General features: G+C 37.3%; 20 protein-coding genes. 12 read left to right on the top strand and 8 right to left on the bottom strand.

Annotated elements, in window-relative coordinates; all coding sequences use genetic code 11:
• Nucleotides 1-136: 136 nt before the first annotated feature.
• Both PAV_RS31005 and PAV_RS35120 read right to left on the bottom strand, forming a co-directional pair.
• On the bottom strand, nucleotides 137-376 hold the full coding sequence (locus PAV_RS31005; protein WP_005552474.1) for a hypothetical protein: 240 nt from the start codon (nucleotides 374-376) through the stop codon (nucleotides 137-139).
• 115 nt (nucleotides 377-491) lie between these two features.
• Nucleotides 492-641: a hypothetical protein gene (locus PAV_RS35120; protein WP_005552473.1), complete on the bottom strand. Its 150-nt coding sequence runs from the start codon at nucleotides 639-641 to the stop codon at nucleotides 492-494.
• A 1,132-nt stretch (nucleotides 642-1,773) separates the two neighbouring features.
• On the opposite strand from PAV_RS35120, the gene PAV_RS31000 reads away from it, so the two are divergent.
• Complete coding sequence (locus PAV_RS31000; RefSeq protein WP_005552472.1) at nucleotides 1,774-1,992, top strand: hypothetical protein; 219 nt, start codon at nucleotides 1,774-1,776, stop codon at nucleotides 1,990-1,992.
• A gap of 8 nt (nucleotides 1,993-2,000) precedes the next feature.
• Here the strand turns inward: PAV_RS31000 and PAV_RS30995 are convergent, their stop codons facing one another.
• The 5 genes from PAV_RS30995 to PAV_RS30975 all read right to left on the bottom strand — a co-directional run bounded on the left by PAV_RS30995 (nucleotide 2,001) and on the right by PAV_RS30975 (nucleotide 5,884).
• Nucleotides 2,001-2,324 (bottom strand): hypothetical protein, encoded by a 324-nt coding sequence (locus tag PAV_RS30995; RefSeq protein WP_005552471.1) that lies wholly within the window; start codon nucleotides 2,322-2,324, stop codon nucleotides 2,001-2,003.
• A 143-nt stretch (nucleotides 2,325-2,467) separates the two neighbouring features.
• Nucleotides 2,468-3,217 carry a hypothetical protein gene (locus PAV_RS30990; protein ID WP_005552470.1) on the bottom strand — a complete coding sequence of 250 codons (750 nt, stop codon included), beginning with the start codon at nucleotides 3,215-3,217 and terminating at the stop codon, nucleotides 2,468-2,470.
• A gap of 338 nt (nucleotides 3,218-3,555) precedes the next feature.
• Entirely contained in the window at nucleotides 3,556-4,047 is a 492-nt protein-coding gene (locus tag PAV_RS30985) for a hypothetical protein (RefSeq protein WP_005552469.1), read from the bottom strand.
• A 342-nt stretch (nucleotides 4,048-4,389) separates the two neighbouring features.
• Nucleotides 4,390-4,935, bottom strand: coding sequence for a hypothetical protein (locus PAV_RS30980; protein ID WP_005552468.1), 546 nt, complete (start codon nucleotides 4,933-4,935; stop codon nucleotides 4,390-4,392).
• Nucleotides 4,919-5,884 (bottom strand): ParM/StbA family protein, encoded by a 966-nt coding sequence (locus tag PAV_RS30975; protein WP_005552467.1) that lies wholly within the window; start codon nucleotides 5,882-5,884, stop codon nucleotides 4,919-4,921. Before PAV_RS30975 ends, PAV_RS30980 begins: the two co-directional genes overlap by 17 nt.
• Before the next feature lie 328 nt (nucleotides 5,885-6,212).
• Here PAV_RS30975 and PAV_RS30970 point away from each other — a divergent pair, with 328 nt between their 5' ends.
• Nucleotides 6,213-6,794 (top strand): hypothetical protein, encoded by a 582-nt coding sequence (locus tag PAV_RS30970; protein WP_005552466.1) that lies wholly within the window; start codon nucleotides 6,213-6,215, stop codon nucleotides 6,792-6,794.
• Between the two features lie 516 nt (nucleotides 6,795-7,310).
• Here PAV_RS30970 and PAV_RS30960 read toward each other — a convergent pair.
• Nucleotides 7,311-8,354, bottom strand: coding sequence for a tyrosine-type recombinase/integrase (locus tag PAV_RS30960; protein WP_005552464.1), 1,044 nt, complete (start codon nucleotides 8,352-8,354; stop codon nucleotides 7,311-7,313).
• 202 nt (nucleotides 8,355-8,556) lie between these two features.
• Here PAV_RS30960 and PAV_RS30955 point away from each other — a divergent pair, with 202 nt between their 5' ends.
• From PAV_RS30955 to PAV_RS30915, 10 genes are all read left to right on the top strand, one after another.
• A complete protein-coding gene (locus tag PAV_RS30955; protein ID WP_005552463.1) occupies nucleotides 8,557-10,806 on the top strand; it encodes an AAA family ATPase in 2,250 nt (749 codons plus the stop codon).
• Between the two features lie 136 nt (nucleotides 10,807-10,942).
• A complete protein-coding gene (locus tag PAV_RS30950) occupies nucleotides 10,943-12,052 on the top strand; it encodes a hypothetical protein (protein WP_005552462.1) in 1,110 nt (369 codons plus the stop codon).
• A 350-nt stretch (nucleotides 12,053-12,402) separates the two neighbouring features.
• The gene (locus PAV_RS30945; protein ID WP_005552461.1) at nucleotides 12,403-12,687 is read left to right on the top strand and encodes an HU family DNA-binding protein; all 285 of its coding nucleotides are present in this window, start codon (nucleotides 12,403-12,405) and stop codon (nucleotides 12,685-12,687) included.
• 85 nt (nucleotides 12,688-12,772) lie between these two features.
• Complete coding sequence (locus PAV_RS35115; protein WP_005552460.1) at nucleotides 12,773-12,916, top strand: hypothetical protein; 144 nt, start codon at nucleotides 12,773-12,775, stop codon at nucleotides 12,914-12,916.
• Between the two features lie 61 nt (nucleotides 12,917-12,977).
• Nucleotides 12,978-13,181: a YonK family protein gene (locus PAV_RS30940; protein ID WP_005552459.1), complete on the top strand. Its 204-nt coding sequence runs from the start codon at nucleotides 12,978-12,980 to the stop codon at nucleotides 13,179-13,181.
• 2 nt (nucleotides 13,182-13,183) lie between these two features.
• On the top strand, nucleotides 13,184-14,437 hold the full coding sequence (locus PAV_RS30935) for a metallophosphoesterase family protein (RefSeq protein ID WP_005552458.1): 1,254 nt from the start codon (nucleotides 13,184-13,186) through the stop codon (nucleotides 14,435-14,437).
• A gap of 25 nt (nucleotides 14,438-14,462) precedes the next feature.
• A complete protein-coding gene (locus PAV_RS30930; RefSeq protein WP_157267429.1) occupies nucleotides 14,463-14,813 on the top strand; it encodes a hypothetical protein in 351 nt (116 codons plus the stop codon).
• A gap of 60 nt (nucleotides 14,814-14,873) precedes the next feature.
• The gene (locus PAV_RS30925) at nucleotides 14,874-15,770 is read left to right on the top strand and encodes a hypothetical protein (protein ID WP_005552456.1); all 897 of its coding nucleotides are present in this window, start codon (nucleotides 14,874-14,876) and stop codon (nucleotides 15,768-15,770) included.
• Nucleotides 15,767-17,446 (top strand): hypothetical protein, encoded by a 1,680-nt coding sequence (locus tag PAV_RS30920; protein ID WP_005552455.1) that lies wholly within the window; start codon nucleotides 15,767-15,769, stop codon nucleotides 17,444-17,446. The genes PAV_RS30925 and PAV_RS30920 overlap by 4 nt, the downstream gene beginning before the upstream one ends.
• Nucleotides 17,447-17,460: 14 nt before the next feature.
• On the top strand, nucleotides 17,461-18,939 hold the full coding sequence (locus tag PAV_RS30915; RefSeq protein WP_040737423.1) for a hypothetical protein: 1,479 nt from the start codon (nucleotides 17,461-17,463) through the stop codon (nucleotides 18,937-18,939).
• Nucleotides 18,940-18,943 lie beyond the last annotated feature (4 nt).

Raw genomic sequence — 18,943 nt, 5'->3', positions numbered from 1 at the left:
CATCTTGCCATATACATAGTTCGTGATAATTTCATCGATTGCCGCGCACTGTTGAGCGGTGAACACTGTTGCAAGGTTTTCAGGAATTGCGGTATGTACGATTTTTTGCGCTGGTTCTTCGATTGGTTGAACCTTCTTAGATTTTTTGTGTTTTTGATTTTATACGTACTTTCTTAGGCATCTGGTCAGCTTTTTTAGCTGTCGCGTATGGGTATTCAGATACATACATTTTAGGCGTGAGCGTTTCAACGTCGAGCAGTTCTGATACTTCATGCAAGCGGTCTGCCTTAATAATCTGCCAAGCGTATGCCATACGTGCGGAATAGTCGCCCTTCAAAACTTTTGCGATAGCGTGAGCCAATTTGAATTTATTCATGATATTATTTCTCCTTTTCCGTTTGGTTTTTCGCATTCCCTCAAATGCGTTTGTTTCGTTCCGTTCGTGTTCGTTACGATTGTACAAAAGTGGACTAGAGAATCCCACACGTTGATTACATTACATAAACATTCTTATTGTAAAGCTTGGACTTTTCTCCTTTGTCAAGGATAACGTTGTGCATGATGATGCGTTTTTTGTTGTTCGCCTTTTCTGCTTGCTTGCGTTGCGCGTAGATCATTTCAAATTGTTGTTGTAGTGACATTGGTAGTTCCTCCCATTCAGTGGTTAGTATTTTGTGTTCCCTTCCGATGTATTAAATATACCATACATGCCTAAGAAAGTACAGCATTATTTTAGAAAATAACACGCTTTTTGCAAAATAATTTTGTTTTTTTGAATTTTGATTGTAAGGCGTTTTTGGGCAATAGGTGGACAATAGGACTTACACAAGGAAAACACGCTGAAAAGGGCGTTTTGTTGCGTCTGGTAGCGCGTTGCGTTGGTTGTTGGTGGGTTTTTGGTGGTGTCGTGGTTTGGTTTTTGATGGGAAGTAGTAAGCAAGCCTCACGCCTACACTAATTATAATACGAGTCGAAAAAGTTTTTCTTCATCCAAATAGTTTTGCATCTGGGAAACTATTTGATAGGAAGGAAAAAGAATTTTGCGATAGAAATATTAAAATAGATAATAATTATTTTGAAACAGGGTAACTAAGTTGCAATAAGGAAACATTTTAGAACACGGCAAAAATACTTTTTTCGATTCAAATAATTTTCTTCTTGATAACTTTTTACCGTCCGTTTCCCCATAACTAAAAATATGTGAAAAGGATAGACAGAAGGGCGGGGGATGGTTTACAGATGAAAGCAAATCATTTCCATTTCACAATGAGTGTACACACCCACCCACACTTCCGACTTCAATTTACGACCCACGGACGCTCTCGTAGCCACGATAAGGCTCTCTCGTAAATCTAGCACAAATATACGATATAACTCCCTAACGGCTCACAGGGTATTCCTAGTCTCTCTGGCGATAATATTACGATCCAGCATCGCTTATCGTGTAGCAAAACCACATCATCTCCGATAAAGCTATCCAAACGTCCTTCCAGAGCAATCTATTACCGAATGTATACTATCAATTTCTGTTGGATATACTAGATAATAGCATTAGCTGTTGCGCGACAGGCTCATACATAATGCCACGAACAGAGGTGTATACCCTCGTTATTTGCTCTGGTTTCATCCCATGGGGAGCCGATAATTGGCTGGAAATCGACGGATTTCTGGCTATTCGTGTTGCTTTTAAAATTAATTAAAAAAATATTACTAGGATTAGTATAAAAGCAATCATTGTTGTAAATAATTGATATTACCAAAGGAGGTGTAAATATGAATAGATCAGGAATCAAGCTTACAAGCAAAGAAATATTCATCGGAACTGTATCTGTAGCTATGCGAGAATCAGGATATAATATCTCTCAAATCAATGAAATTTGCTCTAATATTATTGGTATTCTCGAATTTAGCAATACTGTTGAAGTAATGCGTAAAGCGAATAACATCCTGCATGAATGCTTATTGTTAAGCAATGACATCAAAACAAGTTAAGATGTGCATCATGAACATAAAGCTAATCTACTCGCAATAGGTATCGTTGTGTATCTATCATAATTATCCAAAATTCTGTTCATTGCTTCTGGACTCATCATACTGAATCCCCATTCCAGAGATGCAGATACATAATCTTTGACAGATTCGTAGTCGTATTCAGGATAAACATTTAAGCAAATCTCTTCGTATTTAGGAATAGTGCGTACAGCTTCACCCATAATTGCAACTTCTTCTGCATCATAGACTTCCAGATGCTCGTCTGCAAGAATACCATAAACCATATCTCTTGTTGCTTTGTAAGCGAACGCGCACATCTCATCGATAGTCATATCGGAGTTATTGTGCGTTTTTTCTTTCCAAATCTGATAAATGCGCTTAATAATCTTCGTACCAATCTCAATCTGGAACTCTCGGTCAAGAGTATCGTTCTTGATCGTCTTCCATGCTTGCGTAATCTTGACCCAAATAAATCTTAGTCTAAAGTCGAAGAGTTTCGCATATAATTCATTAATCTCTTTTGGAACACACTTAACGATAGATGTATTCGATGACGATGATGGAACATTAGTATGTAAATCTTTTCTTTAAGGTCGTAAGAAGGTAAAGACAAGGTAGGAGTCTCCAAATCGCTCGGAACGCTTGTCTCACAAGGGATTTCAGGGATATTAGCTTTCCAGTCAGCTTTCTCTTTAGCTTTCCAATCAAGGTTTAAATAACCATTAATATGAGCAAAATAAGGATGGATGGTGAAAAAGTGTACAGCACATCCCAATCCGTTTTGTTTACGGGAGCATCTGTTTGCTTTGAACAGGATATCTTCCTCACGCAACAATTTTAACGCTTCATATACAGTAGATTTGCCAATACCAAAGCGAGTAGCAATATGGTCAGGGCTTGCATAAACGAAACCACGCTCAATAGACAGGAAGCAGATGTAATCTATCGCCTGTCTGGTTGCTTCTTTTAAATTGAACCATTTGTCGCCAAAAACAGCTTCAATGCTGTTAAGCATGGTATATTTGAGCGCTTTATAGCTGTCTTTATCTGTTTCTGGTATATATGGCTTCATATTAGCCAAATAATCGAACTCTAGGCTTGAAATCTTGCGATTTTTACTCATATTGATGTAATTAGGCGTATAATTACCAAATACAAACAGGAAATCGGTCGTTTTGGGCTGTTTTTTGTAAATTTTGACCCAATTCGAGCGATTTTTAGCCATTTTTTAGCGATTTTTAGTCGCTTTTAAGGGGTTTAAAAGGTTTTTATAACGCGATTATGAACCCGTAATTTAATAGAGTTTAAAGTCATTTTAAAATGTTTAAAAGGTTTGATAAAAATATTTGAAAAATATGACTTTAAAATGTTTAAAAGGGGTTGCATTTTCATCATGTTCTGCTATAATAAGAAATAGCTAAACAAGACTACAGTTATGGCTTTGACGAGCCTTTCAGTAGCTTTGTGTGATGAATCGCAATTATGGGTTGGACGACCCTTATAGGCTTTACCTTATTTGTTGCTCTTATCGTACTGGTAATACGATAGGGGCTATTTTTTTGCCTAATGTTCTCCTTTCTTCATTTGAATTAGTTCTGGCACTGTTAGAGCTTGTGCTATAAAGCATCCATGATCGTCGTCGATCAATTCGAATGTCTCTATTATTCTTATGTAAAACCCATCTACTTTGTATATCTTTCCGATAGTAATATCTTTTCTATTAACCACTTCTCTGTCCATCAGGCGGTTCTTTTCTTCTATTATATCGCCATTAATGGACTGATATCTAAGTGTAAACCTGTAATGCTTGTACCAATCGTATAGAAAGTATCTCCCCTGAATTTCTTCTGCGAGCTTGTTGTAATCCTTTTCAAGAAGCGTTGCAGATAGGACGCTATGTTCTTTATACCACTCGATAGCTACAGGCAGACTCAAATAATCGTGCGATTCATAATCGCTCCAATTATTTCTATTGTGCGTTGAACGTAATTTTCTTATGATATCGCTTATGCCATTATACAAAGCTGTCGATACTTCGTGTGGAACAAAATCCATCCCATCACCCCTATTTAAAACAATTTAAAAAAGTTTTATAATCTTTTAAAGGTTGTATGTTCTGTTGATGAATGCCAAAGTTCTGATTCTCAATTCATTCTCAATTAGAATCCATCACAGAGACGGTGATAGGCATAGTGCCAAAATGATATAATATTTGCTCTCAAATCTACTTTTAACTGTACCACAGTCTCAAAAATGTGTAAATATCTAACGAAAAATACTTTTTCTTTTATATAATTATAAAACTATATAAACATGTTTGAAACGTTTAATGGTAATTAAAATCATATAAAACACTTTTAAAGGTTTAAAAGGTAATGTTTAAAAAAAATCCCTCCGCTAGTTAGCAGAGGGGTCTGATGGCAACTTGGCATTTGGATTGGGTGCTAATAATCCACCACCAGCAGGACGACTAGGTGTTACTCGCTTGCGACCTCCCTGACCTTCCTGCTTTTTCTGCTGTGGTTGTCTAGGTGCTTGCGGTTTGTTATTCTCTTGTTTCACAACAGGTATAGCTTGTTTCTCTGTAGCAACCTGTTCCTGTTGCTGTTGTTGAGCAATAGGTGCAGACTCATGCTGTTGAATCTCGCGTGTATGACTAAATGGCATTGGAACAAAGTTTGGGTTTACCATCATTTGTTGCGCCTGTTGACCAGAAAAATATTGAGTCAGCAAATGCTTCACAAGACCACTAAACGTACTATGTTGCAATAGGGCTTGTTTGAGAAGTCCTATCTGGTAGGAGTCATCCTTATTAAAGGAGACTCCTTGCGTGATGTACTGACCTTTTGTGTCTTCTATCAGGTCAGTTAAATATTCGTCGATATTAGATGGATTAAGAGATTGGTTTCTCCATTTCTCTTTTCTGCTAATTTTCTTCGTCATATTCTTCTTCACTTCCATATACTTCTGGTGTCAGTGCATACGCCATCATACCACGAACTTGGAGAGTAAGAGGGTCTTCATCAGGTAAAAGGTTAGGATAACGGAATTGCAACTCTTCAACCAGTTCTGGAACCAATGCTCCACCACCAAAAGCAGTAATGTTATCATTATCTTCCCAAATAGGGGAAAGGTAATTGTAAATATTCTCAACGTACTCAGACAAGAACTCGCGTAATTCGTCTCCTTCTTTGTCTTCTAGTACTTTTCTTATATCTAATCCTTCTTTCTCAATTGTGCCGCATGAGTCACCACCAACAGACTCAAAGAAATCACCATGAACCTGAGTGGAAGCATATCCAACTGTTCTACTTCCTAAGTCAAGCCATCTATGAATGCCTTGTTTTTTCACAGCATAGGAAGCAATGAGCGCTTCTGGCGCGACAACGGATTCTGCAATCGTGAATTTGTATTCTTTATTGTTGATTTCAAGTTCATGATCGCCACGAAGTCTCGAATTGATAAGCTCTTGTTCTTCTTCACTGTATCTGAGGTATGGTGTAGAAGTCATAATATAGTTAATATCGTATCCATACAAAGCACAAGCTTGAAGCACAGAAAGAATGAAATAATCAGTTGACTTTGTAGCAGTGTAACCACTTAACTGATTTCTCGAACGAAGGGCTAGTAATCCAAAGAAATAGTACTTCCCCTTCCATTTAATCTTGTATGTACCCTCTGGATAGTTACTCGAACTTCCAAAGTTATTGTAATTATTGTGACCAAAAGCCTTCTTGCTGTCGATCACAACAGGGTACTCCATGTCTTGTGAAAAAATCTTAGTGTTGAATCCTCCATTATCAATGCAAATGATACCTACTGTTGGTTCAGTTTCCTCTACCACAACAGCGGAGGATTGTGCTTGTCCTGCTCTTTTAACTTGATTTGCCACTTTGTCTCATCCTTTCATCTATTTAGCTTTGTGTGATTGTCTATCTGTATAGTAATATAACATAGAGAAACACAACTTGGCAATACCTTTAAAACATCTTTAAATAGATTCAAAGTTCGACAGCAATCGCCATCATATTAAACACTATGAAAAAATTTTAAACCTTTTAAACGGTTAAAAGATAATAAAAGAAACTCAAAGGTTTAAAAAGATTTATATAGTTAAAAGTCTTTAAAAGTATGATACCAGAAAAATGTGATACTTTTAGACTTGACTATTAACGCCGAAGAAAGTACTATTATACCGTATGAAGAATGGAGGTATCGGCGTGGACAAAGCTAGTTTAGAATCGTGGCTCAACTCGAATGATTGCATAAATGTCCAAATGCCAAATGAAATATTCGAAGACTTAGACAAAGCTGTGTTCAAAAGCTTTAATCATAAGTGCTTTGCGTATGCGTACTATTATCTAATAAGTCACCTGTACAGAAACACGCTATATGGTGGCAATACTGAATCTTACAGTCAACAGAATATCATCAAGTTGTTTGCTGGTAACAAGACTCTAGTTTCATACATAACGAAGAATGGTGGATTGCTTGACCAGATAGGGTACACAAAAACAACTACTGACTATCCTGTTGGATGTTATATGGACAATGGCATATTGGAATTTGGATTAATTAAAGAATTACGTAAGAGGATGCCTAACTTGGAATTGAATCATAGTCCGAGGTTCTCCATCAAGGAACCAATTAAAGGCATGAAGAGATTTAACAATGAAGACTACACTGGAACATTCTATTCTTTTCAGAATACACATAGCATCGACATTAAGCGATTCATTGATATTATTTCCGACGAAAAGCTTGGACATGTTGGTTTTTTATTTATGGATACATTAGCATGATGTGTGACAAGTATTCTAATGCTTATCAAATTACGTATGTCGAGCTAGGGAAGATAGTAGGATGTAGCGATAGAACGATAAAGACTTACATTCTTCGACTTGAAGAGATGGGCTTTCTTGAAAGCACAAGGAGAATCTTCGACAATAAGCTTCTTCAAAAGATCTATTCTGTTAAGCGATAGTTCATGGCACAGATCATGGCTATCGCTTTTTGGTTCTCAGACAGCCAGTAATGGGTCAAGGTGATGTCGCAGACATTAATCCGACTGGTTGTTCGTCTGAGGATAAAAGTCGCTCAAAAGCGCCTTTAAATGCATTAAAATAGTATGACGGTACTTTCTTTGACATTTACATTCATTTTCCTAAAAGTATCATATTTTTCCCCTCTTATATAAATAGAATATATAATATATATAATATATATTAAAAGAGTATTATATAATACTTTACTAATTATATCTGATGGGAAAAAAGTGATACTTTTAGGAAAAACTAAATTGAAAGGGTAGCCACGAGCTACCCTTTATTAATAATTCTCAACAATTCAAACTGTGCGCTGTCGCTCAATTGTGCTATCGCATTCAACAGTTCGTCACTAGATAGGTGTTTAATCTCATCTACGACATTGATATCTTGATCGAGTGTATAGGATGGCTTCAACGTTAAATCATCTTTAAGTGCCACATAACTGTTCTGTGTCGTGATGATAGATTTATGTTTCCCCTGTATTTGTGCCTTCGTTAGATCTCCTGTCTTTTCAAGAACTCTATTTACCCCACATTTCTTAAAGCTATGAAAACGAATATTTCTATTAGGGTCGATCTCGAAATATTCACGAATCTGCTTTAAGAATAAGCCGACCTTATGTTTATACAAGTTAGGGAATAGCTTTCCACTAGTACCTAACATAAGTCTTAATTCGTTATAAAACTTGTCTGAAATAGGAGTCTGGTGTCTAGTCTTCTTATCAACCTTATCTATGTAATTAACCAGAACACCTTTTTCCATTTTAGTTCTAAAGTCATCTTCCCAAGTCAATGTAAGAAGTGCTTCAAGACGAATAGATGTAATGGAAGCAAGCTTTAGAAGCATAGCCATCTGATTACCTTCCATCTGTTCGATGTAAGCATATTCGATAAAAAGAAAAGCTTCATCCCATTCGAGATTTCCATAACCTTTACGATCAAGGTCTACGCTATCCAGCTTAACATTATCAAAAATATATTCGTTAATAGCAGGGTAATCTACTTTCAATGATTTTATAAACTCTCTGGCAGATGAAATTTTTCTCTTAATGGATGCATTCTTTAATTTCTTTGATTTGAGGTGGTTGTGATAAGCCATTGCATCAACGCTTGTCAACTGCTCAATATCGGAAATCCTAACGAATTGTGGTTCTCTATTAAAAGTAAACTTAAAAAATTGAGTTAAGTCAGTTCTGTATGCATCTGCCGTATTTTCAGCACGTTGACTCTTGATAAATTGCTCATAGAATGATACAAATTTCTGGTCATATGTATACGCCACGTTATTTACTGTTGCCAATGAAAGGTTACTCATAATTAATTCCTCCGTTTCACATATCGGTTATGTGAACAATATATCATTGGAAAGAGTTGGAGTCAACAAAAACATTTAAAAGAATTTAAAACCTTTAAAAGCTTTCATATGTTACAAAAGAAAAAACAAATAAATAACACTTGATGCAAGCCAAAGAAAGTACTATACTATTACAGTATACAATTATGTTTGGAGGGAAACTATGTCTGATGAACAGTTTGAGATAGTGGTAATTCCACAGAGAAGGCTATTTCCGAAGCCGTTTGCGGATTACAATGATTTTGGTATATTCGGTGTTAATGTAGTAGATTCGGAGAATTGGGATTTGGTAGAACTTAATCCTTATGGAAACATAACGATTAAGGGTGGGATGCCTGATCTACAAATAGGTAAGACATATACGGCTATGGTATGTCGCAAGAAAGATCCGAAATTCGGATTAGGTTACGAAGTGGTTAATGGGCAGATTTATATGAAGATGTTCACCACTCGCGAAGAACAGCTTACATTCTTATCTTCGATATTGAGTGAGTTCCAGACGAGCGCTCTTACAGCCGCTTATCCTCATGAGAATCTTGTAGATTTAATCAAGAATGATAAGCTTGATCTGTCTCTTGTGAAGGGGATAGGCGAAGCTACACTAGCTAAGATCAAGGATAAGATACTGGCTAATGAGAAGTACCAGAGAGCGATCATAACGCTGACAGGGGAATATGGAATACCATACGGCTCAGTCAAAAAGCTTTCTGATAAGTACGGTTCACCAGATATGCTCATTGATAAGATCAACGAAAATCCGTACATCCTAACAGAACTGGATGGATTTGGATTTAAGAAGGTTGATGAAATGGCATTAAAGATGGGTGTGGCGAAAGATTCTAAGCATCGAATAGTTTCATGTGCTGAATATGTACTTAGTGAAGAGTCTGGTAATGGTCATTGCTGGATGAAGCTAACGAGGTTGATTAATGAATCTATTAAACTTCTAGAGTTAAGTATTAGCAGTATTAAGGATGCATTGATTACAGAAGCAAAAACGAGAAAGTACGTTATAGACGAGGAAGAAAACATTATTTATCTCAGAGAATACCATAAGTACGAATTGCAAATTAAGGAGAATGTTTTCCGTCTACTGAATGCCAAATTTGAGCATGAGGTTGAGAATTTGGATGAGATCATTGCTCATGTTGAAGAAAAGCAAGGGTTCCCTTTCACTGATGAACAAAAGAAAGCGATTGTTTATGCTATTGAGCATAATATTCTGATCGTTAATGGTAAAGCTGGTACAGGTAAAACGTCAGTAATTAAAGGTATCGTCGAAGTTCTCAGAACTATTAAAGGACTTGAATATGCTACGTGCGCTCTATCAGGCAAGGCAAGCCAGCGTATTCAGGAATCAACAGGACTTGACGCTTACACGATTCACAGACTATATGGATATAATCCTCAAATGGGATGGATATACGACGAATATAATCACTTGGAGAAAGACATCATCATCCTTGATGAAGCATCTATGGTTAATTCTGAATTGTTCTATTATGTGATGAGAGCGATCAAGGATGGAGCCAAGTTGATTATAACTGGCGATACAGCACAGCTTGAACCGATTGGGGTAGGGAACGTGCTTGTAGATTTACTAGAAAGCAATAAGGTTCCGAAGGTTGAGTTGACGATTGTTCACAGACAAGCCCAAAAGTCTGGTATCTTATCTTGTGCAAATCTAGTTCGTGAAGGTAAAAAGTTCGTAACTAATAAAGACTTTGGGTATCAGAGACTTGGCGAATTACAGGATTTATATCTTTACTCTTATGAAGATGGAGACAAGGTATTTAATCAGGTTATGGGTATCGCAAAGAAATTTGGAACTGGTAACATTCTCGACTTCCAAATCATAGTTCCGATGAAGACTAGAGGTAAGAATTGTGCTAAGAGCATTAATGAAGCATGTCAAAAGTTATTTAACCAAGACCCTGAGAATGTAGACCCAATATACAAAATAGAAAAGAAGAACGTTACCTTCATCGAAGGCGATAAGATTATCCTCAATGGTAACAACTACGACAAAGGTGTCTTCAATGGAACGATTGGTATTATCAAGTATATCAACTCTGCCTATATCAATAAGGATGGAGAAGCCACAGGAGAAATCGTAATTGATTTCGAAGGTGTTGGTGACATCAGATTCGCCAAATCTGAAATGAACAGGGTTGACTTGGCTTATGCAATTACAGTACATAAGAGTCAAGGTAGCCAGTGGAATTACGTTGTATTTGCAATGGATTACTCATCATATGTGCTTCTGAATCGACAGTTGACATACACAGCTATGACAAGGGCTAGTAAGGCGTTGTTTATGCCAGTAGAGTTGAAAGCTTTACAATTCTCTATCGAAACAAACAAGTCCACTAAGCGACAAACATTCCTGCCAGAGATGCTTAAAAGCGCATAATTTCTAAAGAAAGTAGCCGCTAGAAATAGCGGTTATTTGGCATATAAAAAATAAAATAGGTAGTTTGCGGGTACTAAAGAAAGTACTATAATTATAAATGTAGAGAACAAATAATACACCAAGGGGTGCTGAATATATGAATAAACTATCGGATTCACTAAACTACTCGCTCGTTACAATAGAAGAAAGAATGGAACTCGTTGATAAAATTGTTAAAGATAACGATGAAGAACTTGTTGATTACTATGATAATCACTACAATCCTCATATCAATCAAACAGGATTATTGAGCGAGAATACAAGAGTTGCGAAAGACCTAGAAACTCTGGCATCTTACCTTTTATATGCAAAAGACAGTGATGCTAGTGAAGATACGATTACAGACTATCGTCAGAAGAGAAACAACAACAGGGAAGCTTCTATTGAAAAGCTAATGAAAGTACGAGAGGTTCGCAAAGAAACGAATCGTTCCATCATCAAGACTCCAAAAATCAAAGTGTGTGACAAAGACAGAGTGAATTATCAAGAACTTGAAGAGACAGGCGTTGCGATTAAACGCATTACACATCACATTAACAGTGGAGTTGACTCCAAAGGGCGAAAGCTCTCAATTTCAGAAATAAAGAAGTTGAAGTGGATTCGGACAGACATTCAGAAAGATGAGATTGCTGTTAAGAATGAGTTGAAAGGATATATCAGGTTCCAGAATATAACGAAATCTGATCCTGACTTCCACCAATTAGAGTTTATACGTTTTGATGATGTAGAAACAATGAGAGTCCTGTTGGAAGACTATGCAGAACTTAAAGAATACTCTTATGATGATACATTTGGATACTTGAAGATTATTATGTTCGCATTCGAGGAACTGATCGATAAGACTGAAATTAAGGACTATATGAAAGACATTTTAGTATGGAAGGTAGAAGGTCAGTCATACGATGAGATGATAGAAGCACTCAAAGATAAGTATAACATCAAGATGACAAAACCTCGTCTCAGTAAGATTACGCGAGAAACACTTCCTACGATGATCGCAGAAACGTATAAGCAACAACGAGAAGATTGGGTTTATACATATGCCATTCGAGGCGAGTACAAGACTTGCAACTGCTGTAAAAATAACTACCTTGCTACTAAAAAGTATTTCAGCCCTAATAAGAGATCGAAGTCAGGGCTACGACCTATCTGCAAAAACTGTAGGAAAGATAAGTACCAAAACGATAGTGTTGCCAAAAATGTATAAAAAGTATGTAGCTAAACTCTATTAGTAATGTAGGAGTGTAAGAAAGCCGAAGAAAGTACAGGAGATTCTTAAACTCGAATAATAATATCTATGAGATAAAAGGGGTAGAGACAGCAAAACGCGAAAATCGTACGCTAACAATTGTGTTGCATCGTGATCCAGCCGAGAACGTCTAAATTGTGTTGCGTTAGAGGGAACGGTTCCGCATGAATACCCGGACTAATACAACACAATTGACTTTGTGCTGCATTCCTTAGCGTACGGAAAATCAGCGATGTTACTGGATTTTTCCCCTTAGCGTACGTTTTCCGCGTTTTGTTGGCGGTACCCCTAAAAGGAGATGTTTCGAAATGACTAAAGATCAATTCATTCGTTCGTATGCAGAAAAACAAGGTATTTCTATTAAGGCGGCTCGTGAGCAAGTAAATGGTGTATTTGACCATGTGCTAGAAGTAGTTCCTACGCTTCAAGATGGTGAGAAGCTTGATATTACTGGTATCGTATCCTTTAAGGTTAAGGATGTATCGGCTCGTACAGTACGCAATCCAAAGACAGGCGAAGAAGTTCAAAAGGGCAAGACTCGCAAAGTCAATGCAAGCGTGAAAGCTACACTCAAAAATGCTGTGAAGGCTTAATTTCAATAAACGATGGGGCAAGTCACTTTGAGTGGCTTGCCCTTTTTGTTGTATGTACTTTCAAATCTCATGGAGGTGACTTCTTATGAAGGAAAACAAGAATAAGAGGGAGCGCAAAAAGCCGAAGTATATTCGCGATGCAGAGAAGGCGCGTGAAGCAATTGTATACAATGAAGGGTTTCAGCATGGATATCGCATGGGTTTGGAGAAAGGCAAAAGTTTAAAATAGTATAAAACAATATTAAAATCTTTTAAAAATAATTATACGAGTATAAAAGGAGATGTTTTCGATGGCAAAAGAACCGAAATCTACACGCACATTGAGTCACGCAGTAAAGGGCTATCTTAATCTGGAAGATATGAAGGTTGTTGAAGTTCTTGATGCAGAAACAGGAGAAGAAGTAGTTCATGATTTAGCGGCAATTCTTTCTGAATACGATGAAAAAGAAATGTCTATCACAGTCAGCATGAAAGACAAGCTGGAAGGTGAATAATAATGCGCTCCTATACTAATAAGGAAGGAGAAGTTATTTTTGTTTCGCAAGAACACTTGGACGTAGCAGTCCAGATCAAACGCGAACTTCAAATGGCTTCTCCTAGCCATCGAACCAATTGGGTTACTCATCAGAAATTGATGGAAGCAGAAGGATTCTTTGATAGTGAATCCAGCGAAAACTATCGTCAGATGATTAAGTCGTATCAAGTATCTACAGGAACTATTGAGAGTCGTGAAAAGCAAGCTGATCTAGTAGCTGATTCCAAGCTTAATTCAATTAAAGAGGCTGTTGGTGATTTGTACTATACAAAACGTGAAGTACAAATGGAGAACCTAAAACTTGGAAGATTGAAGCGAGAAATCACTTTACTCGGTGTAATCGCTGAACAGGTTCGAGAAGCTTTGCTGGTAGAATTGAATGAAATCATTCCTACATATGTCTATCAAAAACGACTGGAATCAAGTGCAGGACGCATGGTTGTCCTATTGTCTGATTGGCATATCGGAGCAACTATTGATAATGTAAAAGGCAATTCTTATAACTATAAGATCGCCAAGAAGCGCATTAAGAAGTATCTTGATCGAATCAAGAAGATTGCTCATGACGAATGTATTACTGATATTGATGTTGTATGTATGGGTGACATGACAGAACACGTAAGTATGCGTAAAGTTAATCAGGCACATGAAGCTGAATTTCCACTCGCTGTGCAAATTGTCAAAGCTTACGAGTTGATTCGTGATTTTATTGTCAATTTATCAGATGAATTTAATGTAACATATCGCGGAATCGGCGGTAATCATGATCGCATGAATGGTGATAAAGGTGACAATATAGACGGAGATTCTACAATCTTCGTAATCAACTTCATGGTTAAAGAATTTGTCGAGAATGCTGGATCAGAACGAATTTCTTATGTTGAAGTTGATGATATCAACTACAGTACTTCGTTTGAAGTAGCAGGATACAAAATGAAGTTTGTTCATGGTGACAACGAAAAGGGTAGCAAGAAGCTTGCAAGCCATGCTGACATTGACAACACAAGTTACAATGTTCTAGCAATGGGGCATTTGCATCACCACTCTGTAAAAGAGGTTGGGCAGAACAAATATGAAGTATATGTAGGCTCATTGCAAGGTGCAAACAATTACGCAATGAAAGGCAAGTTCTTATCAAATGCTTCACAAGGCGTAATCGTTGTAAATTCATATGGAGATATCGAAATTAAACGAATTGAATTACAAAATGTTTAAAATGCCTAAGAAAGTAGTGATAATAATGGATGATTTCCGAGAGTTTATTGCTGACAAATTAAAGTTGTGGCTGAGTGATTATATTATCGAGAGTGCAGTAAAGAGAAAACATATTCACATTGATAACAACCTTCGTGGCATAGGAAAAACGACTGCAATAGCTAAATTTGCTAATATGGCGAAAGTTGCTTTAGTTGTTCCTAACGAATACCAAGTGAGGTGTATTAAGTATAATTTCGATATGTGTGTTCCAGTTGTATCTCAACATAATATTGATACGCTTAGAGATACAAAATGGATGCTTGTTTTTGACGAAGGCGTTAATCCTGACAATTTAGATGGATTCAAAGTTGTAACTGGATTTGTGAATTACTGATATTAAATGACTGTCAACAAATATGTTGGCAGTCATTTTTTATTTGAAAGAGGTGATTAAATGGCAACAAGAAAAGTGTGTAAAGGCGAATGTGGTAAAAGCAAGTTGTTAAGCGATTTCTATACATCAACTAGCATCATGTTCGATGGTCATGTACCACTATGTAAAAAATGCTTGAAAGATATGATTGATGAAAACGATATCGAATCCGTAAAGACGACATTGCAACGTATCGACAAGCCATTTATTGCGAAGGTATGGAAATCAGCAGAAGAAAATGAGAGCGACACAGTAGGCACATACTTCCGAATGATTAATTCTTTACAGCAATATAAAAATTCGAGTTGGGCTGACAGTGATTTCGAAGGAGAAAATCAGACAGATATCTACAAGCATAAATTCGATGATATCGAAGATATGGACGAAATCATGACAGATGAAGGCGTAATTAAGCTGTCGAAAGATATCGCTATGAAGTTTGGTTCTGGCTATACGAACCGCGAATACTTGACGATGGAGAAGTTTTATCAGGACATGTCCTACAGTCATGACATTAACACTCCACAGTTGAAAAAGCAATTGATATATCTATGCAAGCTTCAAGTTTGGCAAGATAGGTCATTTGAAGATAGTACAGCATTTAAAAATTATAATGACCGCTACGAGAAGATTCTGCAATCGTCTGGTTTCCGACCTATTGATAGAAAGAGTGCAAGCGAAGCAAGTGGCTTGCGTTCCTTCGGTGTTGTATTTGAAGAAGTTGAGAAACAAGGCTATGTGGAACCAAAGCCAATCGAAGAACGAATGGACTTGGTTGATATGGCTGTCTTGGTTCACATCAATTATATCAGACAGTTACTTGGTCACGAAAAATTAACCCAAATCCCTGACGAGTTGCACGACCAACTCGAAGAAGCAAATGGAACGTTGGCTTCTGACAGGGGTGATTACGAATGATTAAAGACCAAAGAGCTAAATCATTCGAGCAAATGTCAACGGATTGGGCGAAGTATTTAGCTTTGTTTAGGTCTTATCCAGACCTATTCATTGACTTCATACTTCCCAAAGATTCAAAGTTTAAGTTGTTATTCTACCAACGAATGATGCTTCGAGTAATGTTCCGATATCGTAAAACCTTCCTTACGTATACACGCGGTAGTGCAAAGTCGTTCACTCAGGTGCTTGGAAAGTATATCGAATGTATCGTTTACCCGAACAGCAAAATCATGATTACAGCACCACAGAAACAGATGGCTTCTCAAATCGCTCAACAAAATATCGAGTCGATTTGGAGTTTTATGCCGATTTTAAAAAATGAATTGCGAGATATTCGATTTGAGAAGGATTACACGAAATTAATATTTCATAATGGCTCAGTTCTTGACGTTGTAGCTAACTCTGAATCTTCGCGGGGTTTACGTAGAACTGGTCTATCAGTGGAGGAGATTATTCATGAGCGATTTGATGAGGAAAATTTCAATACAGTTATACTTCCGATTATGGCGAATACAAGATTCAGTCCTTTTGGGGGCGAAGACCCTTATGAACTCCATAAGAAAATCACAATAGTAACAACAGCAGGGACAAAGCAATCATTCGCTTTTAATCTATTAAAAGAGTATTTGTACGACATGGTTTCTACAGACCCTAAGAAATCTGCTTATGTAATGGGTGCAGGATATGAGTTAGCAACAGGTTTCGGACTTCTGTCTCTGGACTACATTAATGACTTAAAAGAGTCTCCGAACTTCAATCCAATCTCATTCCAGAGAGAGTATGGTAGCGTTTGGTCTGGAAGCTCAGAGAACTCTTTGGTTGACCTTGAAACGTTCCGTAAAGCAAGAGTGTTGAATCATGCAGAAGAAAAAGCTGTTTCTGACAAGACAGTTGAATATGTACTTGCATATGACGTTGCACGTTCAGAGGGTAATGCAAACGCTCAGTCAGCATTGGTTGTCATTAAGCTCATTCCGAAGGGGAATGGCGAATATTCCAAACATGTAGTTAATATCTACACGTTTGAAGGCAGTCACTTTAGAGAACAAGCATTGTTCTTAAAGCAGAAAGTAAATGATTTCCGAGCAAGAATACTTGTAGTCGATGCCAATGGTTTGGGTCAGGGCTTGATTGACCAATTAATACTTGAAATTGACTCTAATCCTCCTTACGAAGTCGTGAATGACGAAAGATACGCCAAGTTTAAGACTTCTAATAGTGTACCGATGATATTCGCGATTAAGTCGCAGACAAAGGATACTAACGCGAGTGATATCCATAACTTGTTTATACAATGGATGGCTAACAATCAAGTTAAGTTCCTAGAATCGGAATCCCAAGCTAAAGCGAAGATGAAGAACAAAGATGTCGATAGGCTTGCAGAACTGTTGCGTCCTCATATGATGACGGACTTCCTACAAGAAGAAATTATGAACTTGGAGTACAAGCAGTCTGGTCACAGAACGGAAGTAAAGCAAGTTTCTCGATCTATCCAGAAAGATAGATTCTCTGCTTTAGAGTATGGGCTATTTTGGGTCTACCTCGAAGAACAACGCAATAAGACGTTGCGAGAAGAGGATATTGGCGATATCTCAGCCTTCTTTATGGGAAGGGGTGTTAAAAAACCATCACGATGAAAGGGGAATTTTCCATGAGCGAAAATCCGCAAAATATGTTTGTTCGTGACAGCGTTGTATTGGATTATGCTAAGTTGACTGAACTGGTAATCAAAGACCTTAGCAAAAATACTTCGTCAACTACGAAAACATATAGTAAGAATAATGTTTCTACATGGCTAGGAAATCCGAAGCGATACTCCAAAGAACTACAGGGGATGAGTGCGTTTTTGTATGATGTAAGTCCTCATTATCGAAGACTTGTAAACTACTACGCTAAGATGCCAACGCTTGATTACTACGTAGAATTGTATGGCTTAGATACATCCAAGTCAGTCAATGAAAAGACTCTACGTAGTAACTACCTAAAAGCTCTTGATTTTGTTGAACTTATGAACGTTCGTCATGAATTTGGCAAGGCTCTTGTATCAGCGTGGAAGCTTGGAACTTTCTATGGTTTTGAGTTGTATACGAAGGACTCGTACTTTATTAAAGAACTACCATTTGAGTTCTGCCAAATTAGTGGAATTGCCGATGGCGTATACACTTTTAATTTTGATTGCTCCTTCTTCGACAAAAATCCAGTCGAGTTGGATTTATATCCACCAGAGTTTAAAAAGATGTTTAACTCTTATAAAGCTGGAAAACCGAAGTGGCAAGAAGTAGACCCTGCAAGGTCTATTTGTATTAAGGTAAATGAGGAAACATATTATGATATGCCACCGTTTGCTGGATTGTTTGGAGATATTTTCGATATCGAAGATTATAAGGCTTTGCGTATGGCAAGCGCAGTAATTGGAAACTACAAATTCATCATTGAGAAGATTCCACTTAGGGATTCTTCCGACAAAAATAATGACTTTATGGTTGATTTGAAAACGGTTTCAATGTTTCATAACAAAACTGCAAGCCTTCTTCCAGACGAAATAGGTATCTTTAGTACTCCATTCGAGATCGATACCGTTGAGTTTAGCAAAGATAAGTCTGAGGTTGATAATGTTTCAAATTCCGAAAATGCTTTCTATACAGCGGCAGGAACAGCAAAACAATTATTTAACCCTGACAGTAATTCTTCTGCTACCCTAGCAAAATCTATCAATGTTGATGAGTCGGAAGTATTCGGTGTTCTCAGACAGCTTGAACGAATTGGGACTGGAAAACTCAAAAATGAGATAAGTGGCTCCTTTAAGTTTAGGCTCAAAATACTAGATAACACAATATTCAATAAGAAAGAAAATGCTGAAACGCTATTAAAGAATGCTCAGTATGGTCTTCCTGTAAAGTTGATGCTTTGTGCTTGTCTTGGTGTTTCCCCTAGTGCTGTTATATCAATGAATTTCCTCGAAGAACAAGTCTTAGGGCTTACGAGTAACTTCATTCCATTATCTTCTTCGCACACTCAGTCAGGCGGTCAAGACGATCAGGGTGGAAGACCACCAATGAAAGATGACCAATTGACTGCAAAAGGCGAAGCACAAAGAGATGGAAGTCATAATGATAATGCCAACGCTTAAAGGG

The sequence above is a fragment of the Paenibacillus alvei DSM 29 genome (genome assembly GCF_000293805.1).
Taxonomy (GTDB): domain Bacteria; phylum Bacillota; class Bacilli; order Paenibacillales; family Paenibacillaceae; genus Paenibacillus_B; species Paenibacillus_B alvei.
The sequence above is the reverse complement of the archived record's forward strand: the minus strand, read 5'-3'. Positions and strand labels throughout refer to the sequence as shown.